Source organism: Bacillus sp. LK2 (assembly GCF_001043575.1).
GTDB lineage: Bacteria > Bacillota > Bacilli > Bacillales > Bacillaceae_G > Bacillus_A > Bacillus_A paramycoides.
The window spans coordinates 1-23875 of the sequence record NZ_LDUK01000008.1; the positions used below are offsets into that span (position 1 = coordinate 1).

A 23875-nucleotide genomic window follows, 5' to 3' on the forward strand; every position below is an offset into this window, starting at 1 on the left:
CTTTAGATTGATACTTGCGTTAATATCCCTATCATGATGTGTACTACAAGAAGGGCAATCCCATTTACGTAGGTTTAGATTTTTAACGTCTTTGTTTTGATATCCACAACAAGAACATAATTGGCTTGAAGCAAATGTTTTCGATACGACAATGACTTGTTTGCCGAACCATTTTGCTTTATATTCCAACATGGTTCGAAACTGTGACCAGGATACCTCACTAATTACTTTTGCTAACCTATGATTCTTTAACATATTCGATACTTGTAAATCTTCTATACCGATAACATCGTGGTTTTTGATGATTTCAGTTGAGATTTTGTCCAAGTAATCTTTTCTAGCGTTTGTCATGTATTCATGAATTCTAGCAACCTTTATTCGTTGTTTATTCCAGCGAGAAGATCCTTTCGTTCTTCTAGAAAGAACACGCTGTGCTTTGGCTAACTTCTCTTCTAATGATCGAAAAAACTTCGGATTTTTATAGGTTGTTCCATCTGACAAAATGGCAAAATCTTTTAGTCCTACATCAATTCCAATGTAAGAATGTGTTTTCGGAAGTTCTTGCACTTCTGTTTCCACTAACACTGACACAAAGTATCTGCCAGAAGGGTTCCGTCTAACCGTAGCATTTAAAATACGCCCTCTTACTTCACGACTTTTGGCAAATCGAACAAGACCTAGTTTTGGCAATTTAATTTTATTTCCTACAACGGCAATGTTTTCATTTGTTTGTTTTGTGGTGTAAGATTGTACATTGTTCTTCTTAGATTTGAAACGCGGGGCACTGTTTTGTTTTTTGAAAAAACGTGTATAAGCATCCGCAAGGTTGCGAACAGACGACTGAATAGCGATACTATCCACTTCTTTTAGCCAAACAAATTCTTTCTTCATGGCAGGAAGTTTGGTAGAGCATGTACCATATGTCAAACCTTTTCCTGTTTCTTTGTATGCGTTATCCCATAGAGATAGGAAATGATTGAATACAAAACGAGAACAGCCAATCGTTTTATTGATTAGAGTTGCTTGTGCTTTATTTGGATATATACGAAATTTATATGCTTTATTGATAATCATTCGTTTCACCTCCATTTCTACATATGTCTATTATACAACAAACATACATTCGATAGGTAGTGAAGTGATAATGACAAATTGTCCAGTAACACTTTACTAACTATCGAACAATTAAGATGGCTTCATGCCATCCCTTGTCCGAAGCCAATTCATCTCCCACCTACTCACTGGGCTGCGACCCTTCACGTTCCTTGAGGAAGGAGTCTTCTTGGCTAAAATGATAAAAACTCTTTCCCTTTCCTCTTTGTTATTAGTGTTGACACATAAAAAGAGGTCCAAACACAAATATAGGCTGTGGAGAAGACTTTCTCCACAGCCTGAGAAAACACTTCTCTTAAGATAGAGAAGTGTTTTTCCTTCATTATTGATTAGAGCTAGATGATTGTGATTTTTTTGCAGCTGATTGTGCATTTTGTTTTTTCACTGCATGCACATCCGTTTCAGTTGCAAATTCTGTACCATAACTAGCATTTGCACTTTGTGCACCTGAAGCTTGTGCTTTCTTTGCCTCTGCTTGTGCATTTGCTTGTTTTACTGCTTGTACATTTGTTTCAGTTGCGAATTCTGTACCATAACTAGCGTTTGCACTTTGTGCACTTGAAGCTTGTGCTTTCTTTGCCTCTGCTTGTGCATTTGCTTGTTTTACTGCTTGTACATTTGTTTCAGTTGCGAATTCTGTACCATAGCTAGCATTTGTGCTTTGAATGCTAGCGCCAGAAGTTGCCTTATTGTAACCTTGTTGTTTTTTGTTCATCTTTCTCACCTCCACAACCAATAATATAACCAATCCATTTAATAGCTATCCTTAATTTTATTTTTAAACTTCCGTATATTATTTCAGTATTCATTCAAACTACATATTATGGAGATGAAAGTATGTATATAGGACGAGATATGACTAAACTAACCATGCTTGTGAGAAATAAAGGGAAAGAGAACTCTCTGAATCATCTTTTTCACTTAACTTAGTGTCCAGTTTAGTGTACCATCTCCAATTGCTGCGTAATTTTTCTGTCTAACTTTTCGGGTTCAGTTCATTATATTTTCTACTTTGTCTTTATATACAACATACTCTTTCCCATCTACTACTGCTACCACCGCTAATTCATCTTTTGGATTGAATGAAAGCCAGTCAGCCCACATGTCTGTATTTGGTCCCCCACTCCACATATTATGAACAGTGTTTTTAGTTAAATTCATAACTTTATAAGACGCATTTGGTGCATTTGTTCCAGTCTTTATTTCAAATGTGTATGCGTTATGAATTTTTTTATAAAAGTAGAAAACGCTTGATGGACGAAGATGATTCATAAAATCCTGTTCTTTTTTCTCTGCAATTTTTATCCCTTCTTGTAATGTGACAACATCTGTTCGTAATGTTTTCCAACTGTCTTTCGCTGCATTCAAGTTAGGGATTAAGAATTTATATCTATTTTGATCAACTTTTTGATCCGCTTTATCAATATGTCCCAGTACGCCCGCATATCGAGAGTCTAAATCATCCCATTGCGTGGACATATAAGTAAGAGCAGTAATAGCATTATCAATCGCACTATGCATATCACTAATATTATGAAACGCAACTCCTACTACACGATTTAATGTTATTTTATAATCTACATTCTGACGTAATTTTGCTAATTCCGGCTCTAACCAGCCTAACTTACCTCTTGCATCACCTATCATTATCCCACCAGCAATCAATGTGGGAAGAAAGGGGATTTTCACCATGTCCAATCCCTTAGATTCTATATCTTTCTGATAGTTTACTTGCCCTAAAAGGTCCTCTAGACGCTTTTGATCATCCTCAACCGCAGCTCCTTGGCTTTTTAAAATAGACTGCAAGGTCTCTTTATGGCTTCCAAATACTCTAACATCTTCTCCAATAGCATTTTTAAATTTTGTTAATTCTTCTATTAATACTTTTGCAGACTTTTGATTTTGTTGAATTTCCCCCCGTAAATCTGTAATCCCTTTTTTTAAAGTATCTCCATTCCCAGTATTGATTGCCTCTACTAATGTTTCATAATGATTTTCAAATTTTGTATCGTATTCAATAATACCTGTCAATGTATCTAAAAGCTGTTTTTTTACTTTCGTATTCCATGAAACTGCATGTTCTCTTGCATTCTTTTGATCTTGTACAATTTTACTAGGTAAATCTGCATACCCATTAATAGTAATTCCTTCAAAACTCACATCTGGATTATTAATTAGCAAATAAGAATATTCATTCATAGATTTTACAAATAACCCAGCATCTTGCACAGTTTTTTTCATCTGTTCTTCATTTGCTGAAAGAGACATATCTCCATTGTTAGTTTGTTCAATTTCACTTGCAAAGGCTGCTACTGGTGTGACTGCATAAGTAGTTGTCATAGTTAAAAACGCTGATACAGCGAGTATTTTATACGGAATTTTTTTCATCATTTCATATTCCTCCAATATAGGATTTGATTTCAAGTTCTATTCTTCTTTAAAAACGATGTCTTTCGAAATGGGTTATACATCTTTTATAAGTATCATCCTTACATTCTTTAGCAGCCTTTAAATCATCAAGTATTAAAAAGAATCTATGTTGTTGCATAGAGTCGATATTATCAAGCAAATCTTTATAATCTGTCCCATATTAATCGGTTCTGTTGCAAAGTTTTAAAAAACAAGTAAAACTGCATGGTTATCTTTTTATTTGAATGAAAATTATATATAAGTGAAAGGCGAAGTCTTTAATGAGACTCCGCCTTTCTGGTATATAAGGATTTATTAATTGTTGCCTTACTGTTTAATAATGTAATCATAGACTCTCTATGTTTTGGGCCACTATGCAACAGAATTAATATTTCCCTATTTTTGTGGCGTAACAGATTCCACTTTTAATTCTTTTATCCCTTCTTTTAATGTGACCGCATCTGTTCGTAATGTTTTCCAACTGTCTTTAGCTGCATTCAAGTTAGGTTTTAAGAATTTATATTTATTTTGATCTGCTTTTTGTGATGCAGTCTCAATATGTCCCAGTACTCCTGAATATTGAGAATCTAAATCATGCCATTGGGTAGACATATAAGTAAGTGCAGTAATAGCATCATCAAGCGCCTTATGCATTTCACTAATATTATTGTAAGCAACTCCAACTACACGATTTAATGTTACTTTATAATCTACGGTCTGACGTAATTGTGCTAATAAAGGCTCTAACTTACCTAAATTATCTCTTGCTACACCCACTATGATACCGCCGATTATTGGTAGACCCAAAATGGCACCCTTCATTACATTAAACCCATCAGATTCTAATTGTTTATAATAGTTTACTGATCCTAAAACTTCATCTAGACGTTTTTGATCAGCCTCAACATCTACACCTTGGTTTTTTAAAATCGACTGCAAGAGATCTTTATTACTTCCAAATGCTCTAACATCTTGTCCAATAGAATCTCTTAATTTAGTTAATTCTTCTATTAATTGTTGTGCATACTTTTGATTTTGTTGAATTTCACCTCGTAAATCTGTAATCCCTTCTTTTAAAGTATCTCCATCTCCTGTATTAATCGCATCTACCATTGTGTCATAATAATTGTCAAAAGTTGTATCGTATTCAATAATACCCGTCAATGTATCTAAAAGCTGTTTTTTCACCTTCGTATCCCATGTAACAGCATGTGCCCTTGCATTCTTTTGATCTTGTACAATTCTACCAGGTAAATCCACATATCCATTAATAGTAATTCCTTCAAAGTTCACATCTGGATTTTTAATTAACATATAAGAATAGGCATTCATAGATTTTGCAAATAATCCGGCCTTTTGCAAGGTTTCTTTCATCCTCGCTTCATTTGCTGAAAGTGCTGTATCTCCATTATTAGTTTGTTCAATTTCACTTGCATAAGTTGCTACTGGTGAGACTACAGAAGTTGCTGTCATAGTTAAAAGAGCCGATGCAACGATTAGTTTGTACGGGATATTTTTCATCATTTTATATTCCTCCAATATAGGTTATGATTTTTAATTTCTAATCTTGTTTAAAAGCAATATCTTTCGAAATGAATTCTGCATCTTTATGAATATCATTCCAACTTTGTTTAGCAGCCTTTAAATCATCAGGTATCAACGAGAGTTTATGCTCTTGCATTTGGTCGATATTATCATACAAATCTGTATAATTAGCCCCCATTTTATTCCATTGTTGTTGAATATTCGTTAGAGACAGTATCGCTTGATCCACTGTCTGATACAGATATGCTAAAGTGTCTTTCGCGTTAGTAAGCGAAATAACAGCTTGGCTAGCAAGATCAGCTTTTGTACTTAATTGTCCAATTTTGTTAGAAATTTCGTTATAGGAGTCCATATGCTTAGATGCCGTGACACCAGCTGCTGTTCCTAAACCAATTCCAGCTGCACCAAGAGCTGTAAGGCCACCAACAACAGCAGGTGTTGCTGTACCGCCAGTCACAACAATTACTACAGCTCCTGCAATAGCTCCAATAACTAAAATGGCTGCTCCTAATCCACCGCCAATTGACCATGCTAATACATTGTCAAAATGTTCTTTCTGAGTAGAATGCAGCTTCTCAATTTCAGCTTGAAGTTGTGGAATTAGCGCTTGTTGCCCCGCTAATAGTGCCGTTAATCCACCTTTTCCATCTGGGCCGCCTACATTATTTTTAAAATCTGTAGAATTTGTATATAGTTTTGTTTTGAAGTCCTGTAACATCTTAATTACTTCTGTAACCTCTTTTGAATTTGTATTAATTGTAGTGATTAAATCATTTATACCCTCTTTTAAGCCTGCCTTATCTTTCTTTTGTGCAGTATCTACTAATGTGTCATAATAATTTTGAAATTGTTCATCGTAATTTACAATATTACGTGCTGTTTTTTGAATCTTTGGTTTCGCTGTATCTAGCCAATAATTCGCATTGATTCGCGACAGTTCCTGATTAAGGTGAATGTTTTTGATTAATTCTCCTCCTTCTGAACCTAAATCAATATTAGACAGATTTACATTTGGTTGTTTAATCATTGTTTTTGCGTATAAATCCATTACAAGAATATGAGATCCTGTTTCAGCCAATGCTTTCTTCAGTCCTTCAGGCCCTAATGCATAATTCCCTACTTTTTGTTCTTGACCAGTCGTTTCTTGTGCAAATGCATGAATAGTGTTACCGGTAGTAGCAGTTATAACCGTTGCTAGAGTAGCTAAAGTCAACACTTTAAATGGAAATTTTTTCATAACTATTCTCCTTCTCATTCTTTCTCTAGATTCTTATAATCTTTTTAGATTTTTAAAAACATAATATTAAAATTTATAGACCTGCTCTTCAAGATAACTTATTACATTTTTTAATTGTCTTAATGTATCTTTTTGAGACTGCTGGTTAGTTATATCAACATTAGTAGATAATTTTGTAATGCTATTTTTTATTACACCCAAATCTTCCTTATAGCGCTTTAGTAGGTCAAGTTCTACATCTACTTGATTTGCAAATGTATGTAAATCATTTTGCATAATAAGAAGCATTGATTTTTGTAAATCTGCTATTTTTAGGTTCTTAGTTAAATCATAAAATTTTTGGTTTTGTGTCTCTAAATCTGCTAAATGTGTTCGCTGTTCTGCTGTTAGTTTATTTACTTCAGCGAAAGCACTATATGTTTTTTTAATTTTTTCAGGATCAATTACTTTCGTAAGGTCATACTCTTTTGTTTTTGTAACTGCAGCTGCAGCTATTTCAGCTTGTTTGCTTTTCTCAATTGCTTCACGGGCTTCTTTTTTGGCCGCTTCAATCTCTAGAGCAGATTTACCCTTTTCTTTCGCTTCTTGTTCTGCTTTTTTCTCTGCTTCTAAAATAGAGTTGTTAATTTCTTTTCCTTTGTTATACGCTGCTACCGCTGTTTGAGCAGCCGGTTCAATGATATCTTTTGAAAGGTTATAGACTTCTTTGAATATAACAAATCCTTGTTCGTTTAAAGCTCCTGGTAATAATGCTATTTGTTGTAAATCATTTTGAATTGATTTTTGGGTATTTTGTAATTCATTTTTTAGCTGATCTATTTTCCCTGTTCCATCTGAACTTAGTACACCCTGTGCTTTTGTTACATCCATATCGAGATCTTGAAGTTTTTTATCCAGCTGTAATTTAAGATCTGTTAATTCATTAATCTGTCTTTGTACGTTTTCTTGGTTCGTCATAGTCATATCTTGAAGAACTTCAAGTCTATCCACAAAGCCTTCTTTATCTTCTTTATTGTCTACAAACGCTTTTAATGTTGGATAATAGCTATTAAATTTAGTTACAAACCCTTTACTTTTTGAATTTACTAGAATTAAATTTGGATAAAGTTCTGATGACCATTCCTTCATATCTTGCTTGATTAGGGATTGATTTGTATTTAAAGCTGGGACTTCTGCTAGCTGTACATTAGGGCTCATTAAACCTTGATCAATATATGTTTGGATTAATTTAGATTGTGCACCTAATTTTCGTAATGATGAGGATATATCCATGCTTTCCTGTTGAGTTTCTGCATGAACGATTGGTGTTGCAAGAGTATTGATAGGAATAGTCGCCCCAGTTACAATTGATGTTATAAAAAGTCCTGTAATTATTTTATTTTTCATTCCGTACACCCCTTTACTATTGTCTATTTAGAATCTTATACATACATCTTGAATGACCTAACGCTAGGCTCTTTTTTTCACATGCTCGAGGAAGGAGAAATCTTTCAGATAGAGTGTTAAACCTCGTTATTATTTACTTCTCATAGAATGTAAGGATATTACTTACTGTTCATTTGAATATTAAGTTTTCTGAAATTAAACAATAAAATTTCATCACCTATATTTGAATTAACTGCCCAATGAATAGTATAATATTTATTTTTCTCTTGAGTTGCTGTTTGACTTACAAGAACCCAGATAGATAAACCCATTGCTCTTACAGCTATCCCTGCCATGACTTTTTTAAATAATATAATAATTTCATAATATCTCGCCTAATTTTGTCGACAAGGCCCTACAAGATTACAAAAGATGAAATTATACTGTACATTTCTTATACTTTTATTGCGGAATAAAATCACTTTTGCTATGTAGAAACTTAAAACACTTTTTTTCAAATGTGATACTTCTGAGATTCTAGACCTTTTTAAAAATAACTGAATATTAAGTTTATTAACTTCGACATAATGTTACTTGTAACTTTACTGCACATTTATTAGTGCAATCTTCTCCCCCCTTGAGTGGTCATACCAATTGCACCTTTATTAAAACATTAAATTTTTAATACGTAAATAGTAGAATTTTGTCGATTATATTCAATAATTTAACTATTAAGTATTAATGCGAACGAAAATATTATACTTATAAAATGATTTTTTAATATATTTTAAGTAATTATAGCAGTTACAACTTGATATACTTAGTTAAAAAGGCATCGTTTTAACATATGAAAAATAGCTAATATAATTTTAGTTTTGTTTAATATAATTTAATCACACTCTGCATATCGATCCCCTTTATTTACATATGCATAATTACATATTTCTCTATAACAAAAAGCAACAAATAAACAACAAACAAAAGATAAATAAACAACAAATAAAAGACAAATAAGCAATAAATAACAATATTTCTAAAAAAACATGTCGTTATTTGTTATTTTTCGTTATAAGATGTATAACGTAATATGGAGAAATAAATTATCCGAAAGAATTCTCCTTCCTCTTACCCCTAGCTTCGCTTCACCCCAGCCACTACGCTCACATCCAAAAACAAATATATCTGCCTTATAAAAATATTGTCTATACATGAAGCGGATAAGCTTCATGTATAGGCAATATTACATATTAATACTTTAGGAAGTTATAAAATAAAGAGGTGACTTTTAAATGTATAATGAGTCAATATGTTATCCTTATATAAATTATGATCAATACTTCGATCGTCAATTCCCTGGTCTTCAAATTCCTGGTTTACCAGGGACATCAGGTTTTCCGGGTGGACCAGGTTTTCCGGGTGGACCAGGTTTTCCAGGAGAACAAAGTTCACAAGCCCCAACATCTCCTCCCCCATCATTTATTCCTCAGCAATCAACAGCTTCACCATTTGCTGTTGATCCAGGAGCAATTTCATTCTGTTTATTTCGAAACACCTATATATGGCTTACAAATGGTGAACAGTTTTGGTATTATCCGATTTTTGTAGGCCCAAGATCTGTTACTGGTTTCAGATGGAACGGTAGGTTTTGGATGATTTTTGGAATTGATACAAGAAGGATTAGTTCATTTACATGTTTTTAAAAATTATAGAGTAGCGATAAAGGTTTAATTATATAAACAAAAGAGGTATTAGAATGACAAACTTTCAATCATTTGAGGGTACAATAACTATGATTAACGATTTTGTAACAGGATCAAATGAAGAAATAGGATGTAATAAGTTAATATCCGTAAATAATGGTTATGGAACTCTAATAAATTTTGTAGTGAAACCAAATACTTATTTTATTGACTACGCAACAGTAGTAATAGGAGATAAAATAAGTGGATTTTACGATGCTAACGCTCCTGTTCCTCTCATTTTCCCACCACAATTTCAAGCAATTGTTATGGCTAAGTATACACCGCATCAAAATGTAAAAGTAGACTATTTTAATGAACAGTTGGAGAGTAGTGATGGAAAATTAAAATTAAATATTTCTCCTTCTACTCAAATTTTATTAACAAACGGTCAATTTTTTACAGGGAATCTTGTGAATCGAAATTTAATAGCTATTTATGGTCTTACAACAATGAGTATACCAGCTCAAACTACACCATATAAAATCATTGTTTTGTGTTAAAAGGGATACAGACCGATGCTCATCAAGCTAACAAAAAGAAACACCCCAGTAGTAAAGATGAGATTTCACTTTAGAAATTGTCTTAGCGTATAAAATTCGGACTTATCTTAATCTCAATGTGAGAACTATTGGATTATCAATGGTTCTCACATTGTTTACATGTATTCAACGAAAATTTGGTTTCTTCTTCAGACTCAAGCGTATAAACACGCTTTTACCTATTAAAAAGTCGATTATCAACGTAAGCCCCTTCGGTTCAATATAATTCATAAGGTGTTCCGATGTATCCGGTTCTGGTGCAAAAAGGTGATAAATAAAAAAGGTTTTTGTTGCGAAGTTTCTTAAGAGATAAACATTTAGACAGTACATTTACAGCAGATTCTATTATTTTTTCTTCATCATTTTCATTTGAATTCAGTAGGAAACCTATTGTCCCTAACAGCATTTCCTAATCCTCCTCAATTACAATTTGAATCATTTAAGTTTTCTCCTTATCGGGCATCTACTACTTAAACAAAGACTCCCCTTAAATCAAGGATTATTAAGGGGAGTCAGCCATAAATGATGAAGTTATAGTTCGGATTTCACTTAAATAGAAACATTGTTTTTCGCTAAATATTTAACGTCTTTAAAGCTAACAAAATTGTTGTTTTGCTCATCCCATAGACGGAAGCGGATTGACCGCAGGCTTGTAGCAAGAGTAATCGTTGGTACATTTTTTAAAGGAAGCGTATTATTGTGTGCCTCTTCTAGTTTATAGTTAGGTACTCTTGGACTTAAATGGTGAACATGATGAAATCCAATATTACCAGTAAGAAATTGCAAGAGTTTTGGAAGTTTATAAAAAGAACTTCCTTCCACTGCTGCTTTCACATATTCCCACTCTTTATCTTCTTCAAAATAAGAATCCTCAAATGTGTGCTGTACGTAAAACAGCCAAATACCTACTGAACCTGATATTAAGAATATGGAACCTTGTACTAAAAGAAACGATTGCCATCCGAGTGCCCAGCAGAGTAACCCTACTAAAGCAACGATTAAAACATTCGTCAAGTAGGTGTTCATGCGTTCCTTCTTTCTGGCACCTTTTCGGTTAAATCTATTTTTAAGCAGGAAAACATAAATCGGACCTAATCCAAACATAACCAATGGGTTACGATAAAAACGATATGCTAAACGGTGTCTAAGTGGCGCTGCCAAATATTCATTCACTGTAAGGGTCCAAATATCTCCTGTACCTCGCTTATCCAAATTACCACTTGTAGCGTGATGAATGGAATGCTCATGCCCCCATTGATCAAACGGGAATAAAGTTAAAACACCCATAAATGTCCCAACTATTCTATTTACACGGCGACTTTTAAAAAAAGAATGATGGGTACAATCATGAAAAATAATGAAAATCCGTGTCAAAAACCCAGCGGCTATCACAGATGGAACTAATGTTAACCAATAAGAAACGGACAGGCTTTTATAAGCAAGGTACCATAATATAATAAATGGCACTATTGTGTTGATGATTTGCCAAATACTTTTTTTCGTCGTTGATTTTTCAAAAGGAGCAACTTGTTTTTTCAGGTTTTTAGTATTTTGTAAGGTCATTTTTTCTAATTCCTTTCCTTTATGTTGCTAATTCATATTATAACAGAATAGAATCGATATTGTTAGTAGTAGGTATTATGTGTAGGGAATAAAAATATCATATACAATCAAAAGGTTCTGGTGCAAAGTTTTCTAAATGGAACTACACTCTAAAAAAAGGAACGAGGAGAATCACAAATGCGATATTTTAAAGAGAAACAGTTCAAACGAGATATTATTGGTTCTGGTGCAAAGATTGCATTTATTTGAAAGAGGTATATAGATTCCTAATGGAATCTATCCTTATGCAGCCATTCCGAATAGTTGATGAATAAACTTCATTTCATTTTGGACAGACTTGTCCCATAAAATAAGTTGGCCTTTTTTAATGATATGCATCGCTTCTATTCCTGAAAGAATAGATTTAGCTGTACGAAAAGATTTCAATCCTAACATTGAACGAATTCTCTTTTTAATAAAACGATGATCTTGCTCTACAATGTTATTAAGGTATTTTACCTGCCTTATTTGGATGCCTACAGGCATCTTTTTCTCTGTCTTCAACTCTTCAATCGCTATAGGATAGGCCGGATTTTTGTCTACTGTAATCACACGGGGCTTTGAAACATGAAAAGACCGCAAAGCTTTCTTGAAAAAACGCTTTGCAGCTCTATGATCTCTTGTTTTGCTTAAATGCAAATCAATTGTATTTCCTTTTGAATCAACAGCACGATATAGGTACATCCATTGACCTTTGACTTTCACATACGTCTCATCGACTCGCCAAGAATCGTTGGTTGACTTAAGATGACGTCGTACTTGATTATCTTATTCGGGACCATATTGATGAACCCATCGCATGATAGTTGTATGAGCAAGGGATAGCCCGCGTTCTTCCATCATTTCGACTAAATCACGAAAACTGAGGTTGTATCGTAGGTACCATCTCACGGTTAATAAAATAATATCCGGTTGATAATGTTTCCACTTGAATAGATTTTGCTTTTCCATACCAATCACATCCTTTTTTAGAGTACTAGTATCAATATGTCCAAGTTTAGGAGGTTACTTACAAGCGTTTTGGAGTGTTTGCACCAGAACCGGTTAAGCCTACCGACATTCATCTCCCACCTAAAATGAGTGTTTCACACCTTCACATTTTTGAGGAAGAAGTCTTTTGTCGGAAAACAGATAAATAGTTTATTAAAAATAGTTATTGCAAACAAAAAAGTATTCTAGTAGAATATGTTTTATTATTAATTAAATACATAACTAGAAAATATTTGTATAACCCCAAGAATATGGCTAGGGGGTCTCTACCGGGAACCTAAAACTCCTGACTACAAAAAGCATAATAACTGCTTTGTAGTCAGGAGTTTTTTGTTTATAAAAATACTCTAAACAGAAAGGAAACGATCAAATGAATTTTAAAGTTTTTATCTTAGCTTTAGCAACCGTTGCAGTAGGTCTTGTCGAACTTGTTGTCGGTGGTATTTTACCAGACATCGCCCAAGACTTTAATATTTCTTTAAGCTCTGCTGGGCAATTAATAACAATTTTTGCATTTATTTATGCAATAACTGGACCTATCTTACTGATTTTAACAAGTAGAATTGAAAGAAAGAAATTATATCTTTTCTCCCTCTATGTATTCTTAATTGGAAATGTACTTACTTATTTTAGCCCTACTTTTTCTTTCATGATGTTATCAAGGGTAATAACTGCTATGAGTACAGCTTTAGTTGTAGTACTTTCACTTACTATTGCAGTAAAAATTGTTACACCTTCTCATCAAGCAAAAGCTTTAGGACTAATCTATATGGGGATTAGCTCATCACTTGTTTTAGGTGTACCATTAGGAATATTAATTTCTAACGTTTTTGGCTGGAGAATTATATTTTTATGTATTACAGTTCTATCTGTCGGTTCAATCATTTTAATCTCAATATTTTTAGAAAAAATTCCAGGTGAAGAAAATAAAATTCCACTACTTGTTCAATTAAAAGCCGTATGTAGCCTAAAATTAGGATCTGCACATTTAGCAACATTGTTTATGCTAGCTGGACATTACACCTTATATGCTTATTTCACCCCTTTTTTAGAAACAAATTTCCAGATGAATCCTTACTGGATTAGTATATGCTATTTGATTTTCGGGTTAGCTGCGGTAAGTGGAGGAGCCATCAGTGGTGTCGTATCAGACAAAATAGGCGCTCCTAAAAGCATTATTATAATAATTACAATGTTTGCTTTAACACTTTTCTTATTGCCTTTTACAACAGTTTCTCTTATTGTATTTATTCCGGTAATGATAATTTGGGCAGCACTAAGTTGGGGAATAGCACCACCACAGCAAAGCTATTTAATTCAAAGCGCTCCAAAAACCTCAGATATTCAACAAAGTTTTAATAATTCAGCTCTCCAAATTGGAATTGCTCTAGGGTCTGCAGTGGGTGGTTTTAGCTTAAATCAAGTACAAAACATATCCCAAATGGCTTGGGTTGGTAGCAGTATTATTGTCCTCTCTCTGATTTGTGCTATTTTTTCTTTAACTAGATTGCATTCTGAAAGAGAAATTAATAATACACAGGTTTAATAGCCTATTTCCACCAAAATAACACTATTTTAATATTACTGATGATATGCTGGTTATATATAATGGATCATTATTAAAAAATAAAAGTTTTATCCATTCATAGTTGTACGTGGGAATATAGAAACAAAATTTTAATAGAGGATTTAGATATATCTATGCAAAATTACATAATTATTACTTTAATATTTATGTATAATAATAGAGAACTGCTCAACATTTTTCTTTAAAGTCAGATTTTCAATCCCTAACTACCTAATGAACTCAAGTAAAGTATCTTAAAAGATAAAAAAGACGCTAAAAAAGCGTCTTTTTTATAAGGAATTTTACTACTTTTTCACTTCCGTACATTAAATGAAAACATAAGTCCTTTTATCGTATTGAATATATATTTTGTATTTTACTTTAGAAAATAGGATGCAGTTATATAGAGTCTATTGGATAGGGCCTAATAACTTAATAATTTCTTCAGCTTTTGGATTTTTAATGCTGTAGTAAATCTCTAGACCTTGTCGATCTCCTTTTAAAACTTTCCCTCTCATTTTAGATAAATGCTGGGATACAGTTGATTGTGGGAGTTTTAAGATTTGGGTTATTTGCGTTACATTTAATGTTTTATGTTTATAAAGTTCATTAATTAGTTTTAAACGCATAGGATGTGCCATTAATTTTAAAAGTTCAGCATCTTCCTCTAAATTCATGTACTCCATTTCATGATCTACAAATATCGTCATAGTAATTCCTCTCCTTTTACTATTTGTTTTACTGTAGTTTAATCTTTAAATTACATAATATTCTTATGTTTAGATATTAATTATATAATTCCTTAAGTGAATTATATAATTTGAATATGTGCTATTCATGGAATTGATATGTGTTTAATATGAAGTTTCCAGAAGCGTTTACCAGAATGTAATTATATTTTTGATTTAAGAACTATATATGATAAAATATACCTCTAAATGAACAGAATAAAACAAAGAAGCTGACTTATTTTCAAGTTTGCTTCTTTGTCTCCATATCTAATTTACTTCTGAACATATATTGAAACAGATCCCCCATTTACATGGAACTGCCCCCATCCATCTTTATTAATCGTTACGGTATTTATTTGATTGCCCGTAATATCGTACCATATTTCCCCTGCGTTGTTCCTTCCAACATTCATCCATTTTGATCCTCCTGATCCATCAGAGATTAATGTTGCTAAACCAGAATTAGCATGTATACTGTCCCCTTCTCTTGTCCAGCCAATCACATCTGGATGGTCTAAATAATCATGTTGCGTACCATATGCAAAGTTTTTTCGTGCCATCAGAATTGGATCAATTTTATCCTTTAACGTTGGAATTTCATGACTACTATTTCCATTTGTACCATAGTAATCTCCATAAAAAACAGAAGGATATCCCTCTGCACGTGTTAAAATAAATGCATAGGCCAACGGCTTAAACCAAGGACTCACAACAGATTCCAATGACTGGCCAGGCTGAGAATCATGATTCTCAACGAGAGTAACAGCTAGTGTAGGATGACTTTCTACTACCGTACCCTTTAAAATGTTCCTCATATCATAATTTCCATTTCCTGTTGAAGCATAATGAAAATTATAATGAAGGGGCGCATCGAACACAGATTGATTATAATTTACTTTCCCTAAATAATTGTTTAAAGCACGAATATCATTTTGCCAATATTCAGCTACTGTAAACATTTCCTTCCCCGTTTGCTTTCTAACATGATTTACCCAATCGCGGAGATATTCATGGTCAATATGTTTAACTGCGTCTAAACGAAAGCCATCTAAATTTAATTCGTCCGCATACCAGGTTCCCCAATTTTTCATTTCATTTGCAACATCAGGATGATCGAAATCAAGATCTGCATACATTAAATAATCATAGTTACCATTCTCACTAGACACTTCCCAGTCCCAAGCTTTACCTATGCCCCTAAATTTATAAATTCTATTTAATTTCCTTCCTTCATCCCAATCCGTTCCATCAAAATGATACCATCTCCATTTAAAATTAGAATATAAATCCCCGCGTCCTGGAAAATCAAATCCCGTCCACGCATTTATTTGATAATCACCCGATGTTTCAATATTTCGATTATTACGGTCTACCTCAACGGCTGTTACAACCTCAGTATAATCTGCCCCACCTTTATGGTTCATAACAATATCACCGTATACATCGATATTTTGATTATGTAAAGCCTCAATTGCAGATTTCAATTGTGCTTTTGTCCCATATTTTGTCCGTACCGTTCCTTTTTGATTGAATTCTCCCAAATCATATACATCATACACTCCATACCCTACATCATTTTGTGAAGTTCCTTTATATGCGGGTGGTATCCATACAGATGTAATTCCTTTATGAGCTAAATTTTCAGCATCAGTACGCAAACGATTCCAATGTTCCCCATCATTTGGCACGTACCACTCGAAATACTGCATTAAAGTTCCATTGTTCACTGTAGCTGCATTTGCTTTATTTTCTCCATATATATTAGGGGAAAATAAAGCAAATAACAAACATACTGCTATTACTCTTTTCAATAAGTTCACACCCTTCAATATTTACGAAAACGGTTTCATTATCCGTTAAAATTATTATACCCGTTCTAATTTTAGTAATCTAGCATACTTTTAATTTTTCGCACTATTCTTTTTGAATTGATTCAGTCCACTTTCCTTAAAGAAATTATAATTATCTAAAATACCTAAAAATGTTTTCGAAAATTAATACCTAAAATAAAAAACCAGGATAACTTCCTAAAATCATATTGATTTTTCTTTGTTAAACATATCTTCATTATTTTTAATTAATAGAGATTGGATCTAACACGTCTACTCGACTCCCCATTGTTTTTGTAAGTTTTTTCATTCAGTTTCTGCTCACACAACTTTCACATCATCCTGAGATTATACGTATGATATACCGAAAATACCAACAAATAATTATGTAAAAAACACATAATTATTTGTTGGTATTAACGTCATAAATTCTATATCAACATATCAGCGAAAGTGGATCCTACGTTATTTTTACGCTTCATATGCTTCTCTAAATAGATCTTTGTTGTTTGAATATTTTCATGGCCAAGTGTTTGCATTAAATGATATAAATCTGCATTTCCTTGCTCTACTGCCATAATTGCAAAGGCATGTCGAAATGTATGTGCGGTTACTGGATTTTCACGGTATTGTAAGAACTCTAAGTTTGTCTTTTTTATCATATCTGTTACCTGATTAGATAGTGTTTTAGAGTTATAAGCATTTCCTCTTTGATTTATAAATAACGGGCTCTCATCCCCTTTTTCCAATACCGTTTGGAAACCTCTTCTTCTCCTCATTTCACAAATACATTGATATAAATGTTCTGAAACGAAAAGTTCACGTACCTTGTCCCCTTTTCCTCTAACTTTTAACCAATACTTCCCGTCATAGTGTAAATCTTTTACACTTGCAGTACACAACTCCTGAATACGTGCACCAGTACTAGCCAATGCAAGTATTATTGTATAGTTTACTAAATGTCCTCTCTCTTTATAAAATCCTAATATTTTCATAACTTCCTCATAGGATAAATCACGATTTGGCCGATCCTGTTCATTTACATTTGCTCGCTGCAGTTCTTCATGAAGCGGTTTTTCGATATAGCCAAATGCATGAAGGTGTTTAAAAAAAGAACGAATTAATACTGTTTTCTTCGCGAGTGTTGCGACTGCATAGGTATTACCATTCCGACCATTTTGTACATTTTTCAACCAGAAATTAAATTTACGAATGTGCCAAGGCCGCAATGTTTTTAATAAGGAAGCATTTTGCTGTACCTCTTCCCCATTTACTTCAAACTCTTCTGCATGCTGCACCATACATTGGCAAAATGATAAGATTTCAGACACATAACCCTTTTTTGTATCCTTCTTTCTATTTTTTTTCTCATCCATATCTTTTTGCAAATGTACAAAATGATAAATCACTTCAAGATCGTTTAAAAAATCATATTTCCCCTTACCTTCTTTTTCTGCTGCCTCCATCTTTTGTTCCACATCATTCATATAACGATTATTATGCAGAAATGAACCTATACCTCTTATATCTTCTAAATATGTATCTATAAATTCCTGTTGATTGTTTGTAATAGGTAATAATTCTTTTTGATTTTTATCATCCATACTTCTACTACACCTCTTCTTGTATAGATTTTTAATCTTAATATATTTATTAAGTATACTATGATTTACATAGCACTTACATCAATTATACAAATTAAAAATCACATTATTTCTGTAATAAGGTACCCTTCTTCTCTATTCATTTATACTTATAATTTTTAATAATTTTTTATTAAATAGATGTACACATATTATATTTTCATTAAACATTATAAAACATTTAAGTATTAAACAAAGATAAAATTTGTTTCACATATAAACAACTTATAGAATGACTTTAATATACACTAATAATTTTATATTTTTAAAAATAGAAATCTTATTTTATATATAATTAGGAATCTGATATGATATATACATAGTTTATAAATTAAGGAAAATAAATAAGGAGGTATACTTTCATGACACAAGATTTACTGTTTATTACAAAACCTACAGTAACAACAAAAGAAGCAGCGGATTTAATGGGAGTTACCGTTCAAACCATTTTAAAGAAAGAAAAAGAAGGATTAATAGAATGTGTATATAAAGATAATTGGAAGCAATTCGGGAGCAAAATATTCTATTTAGAAGATATTGAACGGTTAATGAATAAAGAGGAAGTAAAAGGATTAAGTACAAAAGAAGCAGCAGAAATTTTAAACGTAGCACCTTCCACTATCTTTACATACATTAAGTCTGGAAAGTTACCAGCCACAATGGTAGAAAAGCGTGGTAAACAAGTATATGTCATTGATGAAGAAGAGCTAGAAATTTTTCAGCTTAATTATAAAAAAACAACAACAAAAGAACGAAAGATGTTTATTACGAAGATTCATGACACCGATATTTATCTATATCAATTAATAACACACCAACACACTGAAAAATCAGCTCGTATAATAGAGATAAATGGTACTGATGGAAAGATTATTACAGAGGATGAAGAAATCTTTCCTTTATCAAAATATAAAGAACTTGGCTTTTCATTTAAACCTTTTAAAAAGCAAGCAGTCATAACGAAACGAGGTTATTTATCTTTTACATTTAAAAAACCTCAATTATTTCATTCCATCTCTTACAATTTAATAAACTTATTTTATAAAGAACTCGGTGTTACAAATATGCGATTAACTACTATGCCTGATACCATCAAACTAGAAATTAAACCATTCGTTTTACAGGTGGATCCGTTGCAATTTCAAGAAGAGATTAAATACTTACATTCTCATATGACATCCGGTTCGATACTTCCACATGTAGAAGGGATTTACTTTAAAAGTAATGTAGAGCCATTAACTTTTCATGCAGATCATGAATTTAAACAAAAAGTAGTTAAAATGGCTAATGATGCTGGTATGGGGCAGGAAGACTTTTTGTTGCAAGCTGTAAAATCTTATATAACAAATTTAGAACAGCAATAAATATGTTATCAATTAGAAAAAGTGTAGAAATTAAACCTTTCTACGCTTTTTTAAATTGCTTAATTTAGTCTTGATTCTCCTTTATAAATTCATTATTACATAAATAATTTTCAACACTTCACCCTAAAAACATTACAGTTTGAGTAGAGCTGACGGTCCGAATCCATTTAAAAATATTTTACTTGCTTTTACAATTGTTTCAATAGGTATTCCTTTAATCATTTCATTTGAATCTTCCCTTGTTGTCCCACTTTATTTCGAGCATGAGCAAACCTATCTGCGTCATCCATTAATGCTTTTTTCTCAGTTCGTAGGCTTGTCGAAAAGAAAAATCTGGACTCATCCGTTTCCACTAATCCATTGCTTTTTGTAAAATTGAATTTTGGTTCATAGTAATATCCTCCAACATTTAAGTTAAATACAAGAATGCTTTAGCTCAAACTGCAAATAATCTTTGTTTGAAATATTACCCAGATATAATGTCTGTTGGGTTCCCGCTAAGTTTTTATTGTTGGTTTTCTAGTCAGGCTGTTTATAGATATGAAAAAACACCCCATTAGTTAAAAATATCCATTGGGTTGAAACGGTACACCTTTCATTCTCTTACTATATATTAAAATGAAAGGTGAATAAGATTAAACTGTCCATAATAGACTATATAAAACAAATGGTTTACCATAATTTATTTATAGTAAACCATTTGTTTTATATTCACTTCCATTAATTCACAATTTCATTAAAATATCTTGTGCACTATTTTTAGGATTCTGGTGCAAAGATTGCATCTATTTTAAAGAGGCATATAGATTCCTAATAGTTGATGAATAAACTTCATTTCATTTTGGACAGACTTGTCCCGTAAAATAAGTTGGCCTTTTTTAATGATATGCATCGATTCTATTCCTGAAAGAATAGATTTAGCTGTACGAAAAGATTTCAATCCCAACATTGAACGAACTCTCTTTTTAATAAAACGATGATCTTGCGGATATAGTAAAATCGAATCAAATTTCCCATCACGAAAACGAGTAGACTATAATCCAGTTAATCATGATGTATGTAACCCTTTTTGAGAAATCCTACATATAGCGTTCATGTAGCACATTGCACGTTATGAACTACTGCTAGCAGAAGTTGCTGCAGAGGAAGCGGTAATTGCTGCTAGCATAGCTGCCTGCTGTGCCTGTATGAGAACCTCTATCATTGCTTGTAAACCTGTGTTGGCAGCGTGACTTTCCGCACCTTTCTGACTTACGAACAGTTGGATAGCAATAAGAATATTTGCATCCGTATGCCAGCGGAATAATTTGTCCCCCTGCAATTTTTCAATGAATGCTCGAATAGAATGAACTTCTTTCTCTCCATCCTCAAGCAACGCTAGTAGTCCGATAGCCGGATAATGCATCTGTTTCACTTTTACCTTTTCTTGCTTTAGCAGATTCCATATGTTTGTGTATCGTGCTACTAAAATATCTTCACTGACATCCTTCTTTAGAGAAAGAATATGACTTAAAAATTGAAGATTATTCCCTTTGTACATACCAGCTGCCGCCAGCTTCTGGTAGAGACGTTCCACTCGATCCATAAGCATCTCTACTTTCTCTGATTGTCCTGCTAGTAAAACAGCGAGCGGGTAATCATCTGTACTTGTAAGAAAGAAGTGATCCTCTTTCATGCGTTTATATACTTGCAGCGACCGCTGAATACGTGTATCATGCTGTTCATTGTCTTCTGGTAAAAGCGCTGCTGCTGCCAAATAAGTGAATATACTCCGGCTAAAGCCACCAGCGACCAATCGTTCATATAAGTCTAGAAACTGTTGAAACGCTTCTTTGTAATATGTAAAGTGAATATCTAATGTTGCTGCAACCACAAAGCGGTGATAGGACTTTAAATAGGAAAACATCCCTACCTGATCCTTAATATAATTACTAATTTCTAAAAACCGCCTAAGATCAAATGGCTTATCGCTGCCTGCATACATAGCGGCAATCATCATCCCAGTCCGAGAATCACTAGTTTTCCACCTTAGTTCTCCCTTCAACTGTGTATATATGTGTGTATATTGCTCCAACTTCTGCTGCAATGTAATCATAGTGGCCCCCCATTTTTCTTGTGCTTCTCTTCTATCATACTATTATTCCATATTTAGGAACAATGTTTTTGATGCAGAATTTTCAAGCTTATACTTCTCTTAGTATTTTTTCCATAATGCCCCTATTGATTGTAAGTAAAATCCCATTTCCGTGTTTGAGGTGATAATTTTTAAATCCAGAAATTTATGGTTATATTCCAAATATTTTCCTTTTGTAATAAAAGGGGGACAAATCCATTACTATCATCCTAAGATGAATTTACACCTATAATTCATAGAAAGCGTTATTTTTTTGTAGAAATATACAGAAAGGATGGCGTTTTTTTGATTATACGGATACAAATTTATCTTAGCTTGATAGCGATGTAGCGGTATCCCTATAAAAATAATATATTTCAATTCATAACTCCTATTTTTGGAATAAAATATAGATTTGATTCATATTTCTCAATGACTAATATTACTTAACATGGTAAAATAATATTCGGATGGGAATCCAATACATATTATTAAAATTAAGATGGTTCAAGTCGGAGGAAGGCACCTTAGGGTGTCTTTTCTTTATTTTCAAAAGGACCTGCTCAATTCATGCATAAAAACATAAAGTAAATTGAATCCGTTAAAATACATGAGTGAACCCTAGTTTTCCCCTCCCATTAAAGGAGGAACTATTATGGGCTTTGGTGGTAGTTGTGGCGGTTTTGCTGGCGGCTTTGCTTTATTAGTTGTATTGTTTATTTTATTAATCATCGTTGGAGCTGCTTGCTTCTGCTAAAAAACTATTGGAAAAGACACTCTTATATGGGTGTCTTTTCTTTATACTTTCTAAAAATGTTCTAACATATAATATCCGAGTTTTGCCGTCAGTACCCCCTCTTTATTAAGCTAACAAAACAAAATACCCCCAAAAACGAAAAAAAGATGAAGAAAATAATAAAAAAGCTTATCATTAAGTGCTAAAAGATAAGCCTTTTTGTCTTAATTTTTCCTTGTTATCGATTTCTGGCTCAAAAACACCAGCTATAATGGATCTAAAGAAGAATACCATATAACAGATAATGATACCAAGAGCAGTAGCCCATTCTAGAAACGGTCTTTGTAAGTATACGCCCCTTAGTATTAAATCTATGAAGGCTAGCAATAAAACCACAACTCCAGATTGAGCCCAAATTTTCATTTCAATTTGTTGAATTCTTTCATCTGAATGTGTACTGAGTGAAAACCAATTTTTTAGTTTTTCCATTCTATTTTCCCTCCCAAAATAAGTCATCTAAAGTTTTATCAATTGATTTGGTTATATCAATGCAAAGCTTTAAAGATGGATTATATTTATTAAGTTCAATAAGACCGATGGTTTGTCGAGTAACATTTACAAGCACAGCTAATTCTTGTTGAGTTAACCCCTTTTCCGTTCTTGCAATTTTTATTTCGCTTACTGACATTAAATACACCTCGTTCTAAAATCAGAACGGGGTTATACATGTTTGAGGTTTGAAAATTAAATAACTTTATTGTCACTTCACAAGTGTAAAGTTAATTTTATTCCATCTTATTATTTGCATAAAAAAATTCATTCACTAATATATCTATATCTCAACTTAAATTTAGCACCTGCTTATGTCTAAATCCATATTTCTCTACAAGTTTAATTAGTTTTGCTTTCTTTTCTTCAATTAAATCTTGTAAGTTTCTCATCTCCATATCTAAAAGGATCCTTTTTGACGATTTAGCATTTATCTAATAGTATAGATATAAAAATAAAGAAACTGGAAATTTTGGTAATAGAAAGTAAAATATATTTTAATATATATTAAAATCTTTATATGTTTGTATTTAAATTAATCTATTTTGATGTTATACTAATACCAACCAAGAAGAATCTAATTAATCATGACTAATCACTACATTTTCTTTATGTCATCGTATAAAAAGACACTTTAAATAGTGTCTTTTTTACATATTGAGACTATTACTGTGGTTACTTATTGACTATTGAGGTCTTTAATGAATTTCCTTTGTTGGCTGACTCATTGTCTCCCTATATAATTGGAGTATTGGCAGTGAATTCACACCATATACAAATTCACTAATAATAAGTTCTAAT

General features: G+C 32.6%; 17 protein-coding genes, 5 pseudogenes and 1 riboswitch. Of the genes and pseudogenes, 5 read left to right on the forward strand and 17 right to left on the reverse strand.

Annotation, left to right across the window (positions count from 1 at the left end):
• From tnpB to hblC, 6 genes are all read right to left on the reverse strand, one after another.
• The coding region (gene tnpB, locus VK90_RS08195) for an IS200/IS605 family element RNA-guided endonuclease TnpB (RefSeq protein ID WP_048371922.1) at positions 1 to 1074 on the reverse strand (1074 nt) is incomplete at its 3' end.
• A 361-nt stretch (positions 1075 to 1435) separates the two neighbouring features.
• Complete coding sequence (locus tag VK90_RS08200; protein ID WP_048371924.1) at positions 1436 to 1828, reverse strand: gamma-type small acid-soluble spore protein; 393 nt, start codon at positions 1826 to 1828, stop codon at positions 1436 to 1438.
• A gap of 275 nt (positions 1829 to 2103) precedes the next feature.
• Positions 2104 to 3504 (reverse strand): hemolysin BL regulatory component HblB, encoded by a 1401-nt coding sequence (gene hblB / locus VK90_RS08205; protein WP_048371926.1) that lies wholly within the window; start codon positions 3502 to 3504, stop codon positions 2104 to 2106.
• Positions 3505 to 3918: 414 nt separating this feature from the next.
• Positions 3919 to 5046 (reverse strand): hemolysin BL binding component B, encoded by a 1128-nt coding sequence (gene hblA / locus VK90_RS08210; RefSeq protein ID WP_048371928.1) that lies wholly within the window; start codon positions 5044 to 5046, stop codon positions 3919 to 3921.
• A gap of 37 nt (positions 5047 to 5083) precedes the next feature.
• Complete coding sequence (hblD, locus tag VK90_RS08215; protein ID WP_025147143.1) at positions 5084 to 6304, reverse strand: hemolysin BL lytic component L1; 1221 nt, start codon at positions 6302 to 6304, stop codon at positions 5084 to 5086.
• 66 nt (positions 6305 to 6370) lie between these two features.
• A complete protein-coding gene (gene hblC / locus VK90_RS08220) occupies positions 6371 to 7690 on the reverse strand; it encodes a hemolysin BL lytic component L2 (RefSeq protein WP_048371930.1) in 1320 nt (439 codons plus the stop codon).
• A gap of 1268 nt (positions 7691 to 8958) precedes the next feature.
• Between hblC and VK90_RS08225 the strand changes: the two genes are divergently transcribed.
• Together VK90_RS08225 and VK90_RS08230 are read left to right on the forward strand one after the other, a co-directional pair.
• The gene (locus tag VK90_RS08225; protein WP_048371932.1) at positions 8959 to 9369 is read left to right on the forward strand and encodes a hypothetical protein; all 411 of its coding nucleotides are present in this window, start codon (positions 8959 to 8961) and stop codon (positions 9367 to 9369) included.
• 53 nt (positions 9370 to 9422) lie between these two features.
• Complete coding sequence (locus tag VK90_RS08230) at positions 9423 to 9911, forward strand: hypothetical protein (RefSeq protein ID WP_048371934.1); 489 nt, start codon at positions 9423 to 9425, stop codon at positions 9909 to 9911.
• Positions 9912 to 10499: 588 nt separating this feature from the next.
• Here VK90_RS08230 and VK90_RS08240 read toward each other — a convergent pair.
• Both VK90_RS08240 and VK90_RS08245 read right to left on the reverse strand, forming a co-directional pair.
• Positions 10500 to 11513 (reverse strand): fatty acid desaturase, encoded by a 1014-nt coding sequence (locus VK90_RS08240; protein ID WP_048371939.1) that lies wholly within the window; start codon positions 11511 to 11513, stop codon positions 10500 to 10502.
• A 282-nt stretch (positions 11514 to 11795) separates the two neighbouring features.
• Positions 11796 to 12503: pseudogene (locus tag VK90_RS08245) on the reverse strand (IS6 family transposase).
• A gap of 252 nt (positions 12504 to 12755) precedes the next feature.
• Positions 12756 to 12855: riboswitch (purine riboswitch) on the forward strand.
• Between the two features lie 57 nt (positions 12856 to 12912).
• Between VK90_RS08245 and VK90_RS08250 the strand changes: the two are divergent.
• Complete coding sequence (locus VK90_RS08250; RefSeq protein WP_048371940.1) at positions 12913 to 14088, forward strand: MFS transporter; 1176 nt, start codon at positions 12913 to 12915, stop codon at positions 14086 to 14088.
• A gap of 431 nt (positions 14089 to 14519) precedes the next feature.
• Here VK90_RS08250 and VK90_RS08255 read toward each other — a convergent pair whose 3' ends face one another.
• The 3 genes from VK90_RS08255 to VK90_RS08265 all read right to left on the reverse strand — a co-directional run bounded on the left by VK90_RS08255 (position 14520) and on the right by VK90_RS08265 (position 18273).
• Entirely contained in the window at positions 14520 to 14819 is a 300-nt protein-coding gene (locus tag VK90_RS08255) for an ArsR/SmtB family transcription factor (RefSeq protein ID WP_048371942.1), read from the reverse strand.
• Between the two features lie 293 nt (positions 14820 to 15112).
• Positions 15113 to 16660, reverse strand: coding sequence for an alpha-amylase (gene amyS / locus VK90_RS08260; protein WP_082147847.1), 1548 nt, complete (start codon positions 16658 to 16660; stop codon positions 15113 to 15115).
• Positions 16661 to 17100: 440 nt separating this feature from the next.
• Positions 17101 to 18273: a tyrosine-type recombinase/integrase gene (locus VK90_RS08265; RefSeq protein ID WP_048371946.1), complete on the reverse strand. Its 1173-nt coding sequence runs from the start codon at positions 18271 to 18273 to the stop codon at positions 17101 to 17103.
• A gap of 401 nt (positions 18274 to 18674) precedes the next feature.
• Between VK90_RS08265 and VK90_RS08270 the strand changes: the two genes are divergently transcribed.
• Positions 18675 to 19676: a helix-turn-helix domain-containing protein gene (locus VK90_RS08270; RefSeq protein ID WP_048371948.1), complete on the forward strand. Its 1002-nt coding sequence runs from the start codon at positions 18675 to 18677 to the stop codon at positions 19674 to 19676.
• Positions 19677 to 19808: 132 nt separating this feature from the next.
• On the opposite strand, the pseudogene VK90_RS31380 reads toward VK90_RS08270, so the two are convergent.
• The 3 genes and pseudogenes from VK90_RS31380 to VK90_RS08280 form a co-directional block, all read right to left on the reverse strand.
• Positions 19809 to 20082, reverse strand: a pseudogene (locus tag VK90_RS31380) (hypothetical protein); the annotation flags it as partial.
• A 384-nt stretch (positions 20083 to 20466) separates the two neighbouring features.
• Positions 20467 to 20661 (reverse strand): annotated as a pseudogene (locus VK90_RS08275) (DDE-type integrase/transposase/recombinase); the annotation flags it as partial.
• Positions 20662 to 20787: 126 nt separating this feature from the next.
• Complete coding sequence (locus VK90_RS08280; protein WP_048371950.1) at positions 20788 to 21771, reverse strand: DUF4003 domain-containing protein; 984 nt, start codon at positions 21769 to 21771, stop codon at positions 20788 to 20790.
• Positions 21772 to 22444: 673 nt separating this feature from the next.
• On the opposite strand from VK90_RS08280, the gene VK90_RS28310 reads away from it, so the two are divergent.
• The gene (locus VK90_RS28310; RefSeq protein ID WP_071720039.1) at positions 22445 to 22546 is read left to right on the forward strand and encodes a YjcZ family sporulation protein; all 102 of its coding nucleotides are present in this window, start codon (positions 22445 to 22447) and stop codon (positions 22544 to 22546) included.
• Positions 22547 to 22741: 195 nt separating this feature from the next.
• Here the strand turns inward: VK90_RS28310 and VK90_RS08285 are convergent.
• From VK90_RS08285 to VK90_RS08295, 3 genes and pseudogenes are all read right to left on the reverse strand, one after another.
• Positions 22742 to 23014 (reverse strand): annotated as a pseudogene (locus VK90_RS08285) (DUF6773 family protein); the annotation flags it as partial.
• A gap of 1 nt (position 23015) precedes the next feature.
• Positions 23016 to 23213, reverse strand: a complete 198-nt coding sequence (locus VK90_RS08290; protein WP_048371952.1) for a helix-turn-helix transcriptional regulator — start codon at positions 23211 to 23213, stop codon at positions 23016 to 23018.
• A gap of 154 nt (positions 23214 to 23367) precedes the next feature.
• Positions 23368 to 23472, reverse strand: a pseudogene (locus VK90_RS08295) (Spo0E family sporulation regulatory protein-aspartic acid phosphatase); the annotation flags it as partial.
• Positions 23473 to 23875: the final 403 nt, after the last annotated feature.

What these genes read in the sequence shown, in the direction of transcription:
- VK90_RS28310 (WP_071720039.1), top strand. Translation starts at nt 22,445, where the DNA reads ATGGGCTTTGGTGGTAGTTGTGGCGGTTTTGCTGGCGGCTTTGCTTTA.
- VK90_RS08255 (WP_048371942.1), bottom strand. Translation starts at nt 14,819, where the DNA reads ATGACGATATTTGTAGATCATGAAATGGAGTACATGAATTTAGAGGAA.
- VK90_RS08230 (WP_048371934.1), top strand. Translation starts at nt 9,423, where the DNA reads ATGACAAACTTTCAATCATTTGAGGGTACAATAACTATGATTAACGAT.
- VK90_RS08270 (WP_048371948.1), top strand. Translation starts at nt 18,675, where the DNA reads ATGACACAAGATTTACTGTTTATTACAAAACCTACAGTAACAACAAAA.
- VK90_RS08290 (WP_048371952.1), bottom strand. Translation starts at nt 23,213, where the DNA reads ATGTCAGTAAGCGAAATAAAAATTGCAAGAACGGAAAAGGGGTTAACT.
- hblA (WP_048371928.1), bottom strand. Translation starts at nt 5,046, where the DNA reads ATGATGAAAAATATCCCGTACAAACTAATCGTTGCATCGGCTCTTTTA.
- VK90_RS08200 (WP_048371924.1), bottom strand. Translation starts at nt 1,828, where the DNA reads ATGAACAAAAAACAACAAGGTTACAATAAGGCAACTTCTGGCGCTAGC.
- hblC (WP_048371930.1), bottom strand. Translation starts at nt 7,690, where the DNA reads ATGAAAAATAAAATAATTACAGGACTTTTTATAACATCAATTGTAACT.
- VK90_RS08265 (WP_048371946.1), bottom strand. Translation starts at nt 18,273, where the DNA reads ATGGATGATAAAAATCAAAAAGAATTATTACCTATTACAAACAATCAA.
- VK90_RS08280 (WP_048371950.1), bottom strand. Translation starts at nt 21,771, where the DNA reads ATGATTACATTGCAGCAGAAGTTGGAGCAATATACACACATATATACA.
- hblB (WP_048371926.1), bottom strand. Translation starts at nt 3,504, where the DNA reads ATGATGAAAAAAATTCCGTATAAAATACTCGCTGTATCAGCGTTTTTA.
- VK90_RS08240 (WP_048371939.1), bottom strand. Translation starts at nt 11,513, where the DNA reads ATGACCTTACAAAATACTAAAAACCTGAAAAAACAAGTTGCTCCTTTT.
- hblD (WP_025147143.1), bottom strand. Translation starts at nt 6,304, where the DNA reads ATGAAAAAATTTCCATTTAAAGTGTTGACTTTAGCTACTCTAGCAACG.
- VK90_RS08225 (WP_048371932.1), top strand. Translation starts at nt 8,959, where the DNA reads ATGTATAATGAGTCAATATGTTATCCTTATATAAATTATGATCAATAC.
- VK90_RS08250 (WP_048371940.1), top strand. Translation starts at nt 12,913, where the DNA reads ATGAATTTTAAAGTTTTTATCTTAGCTTTAGCAACCGTTGCAGTAGGT.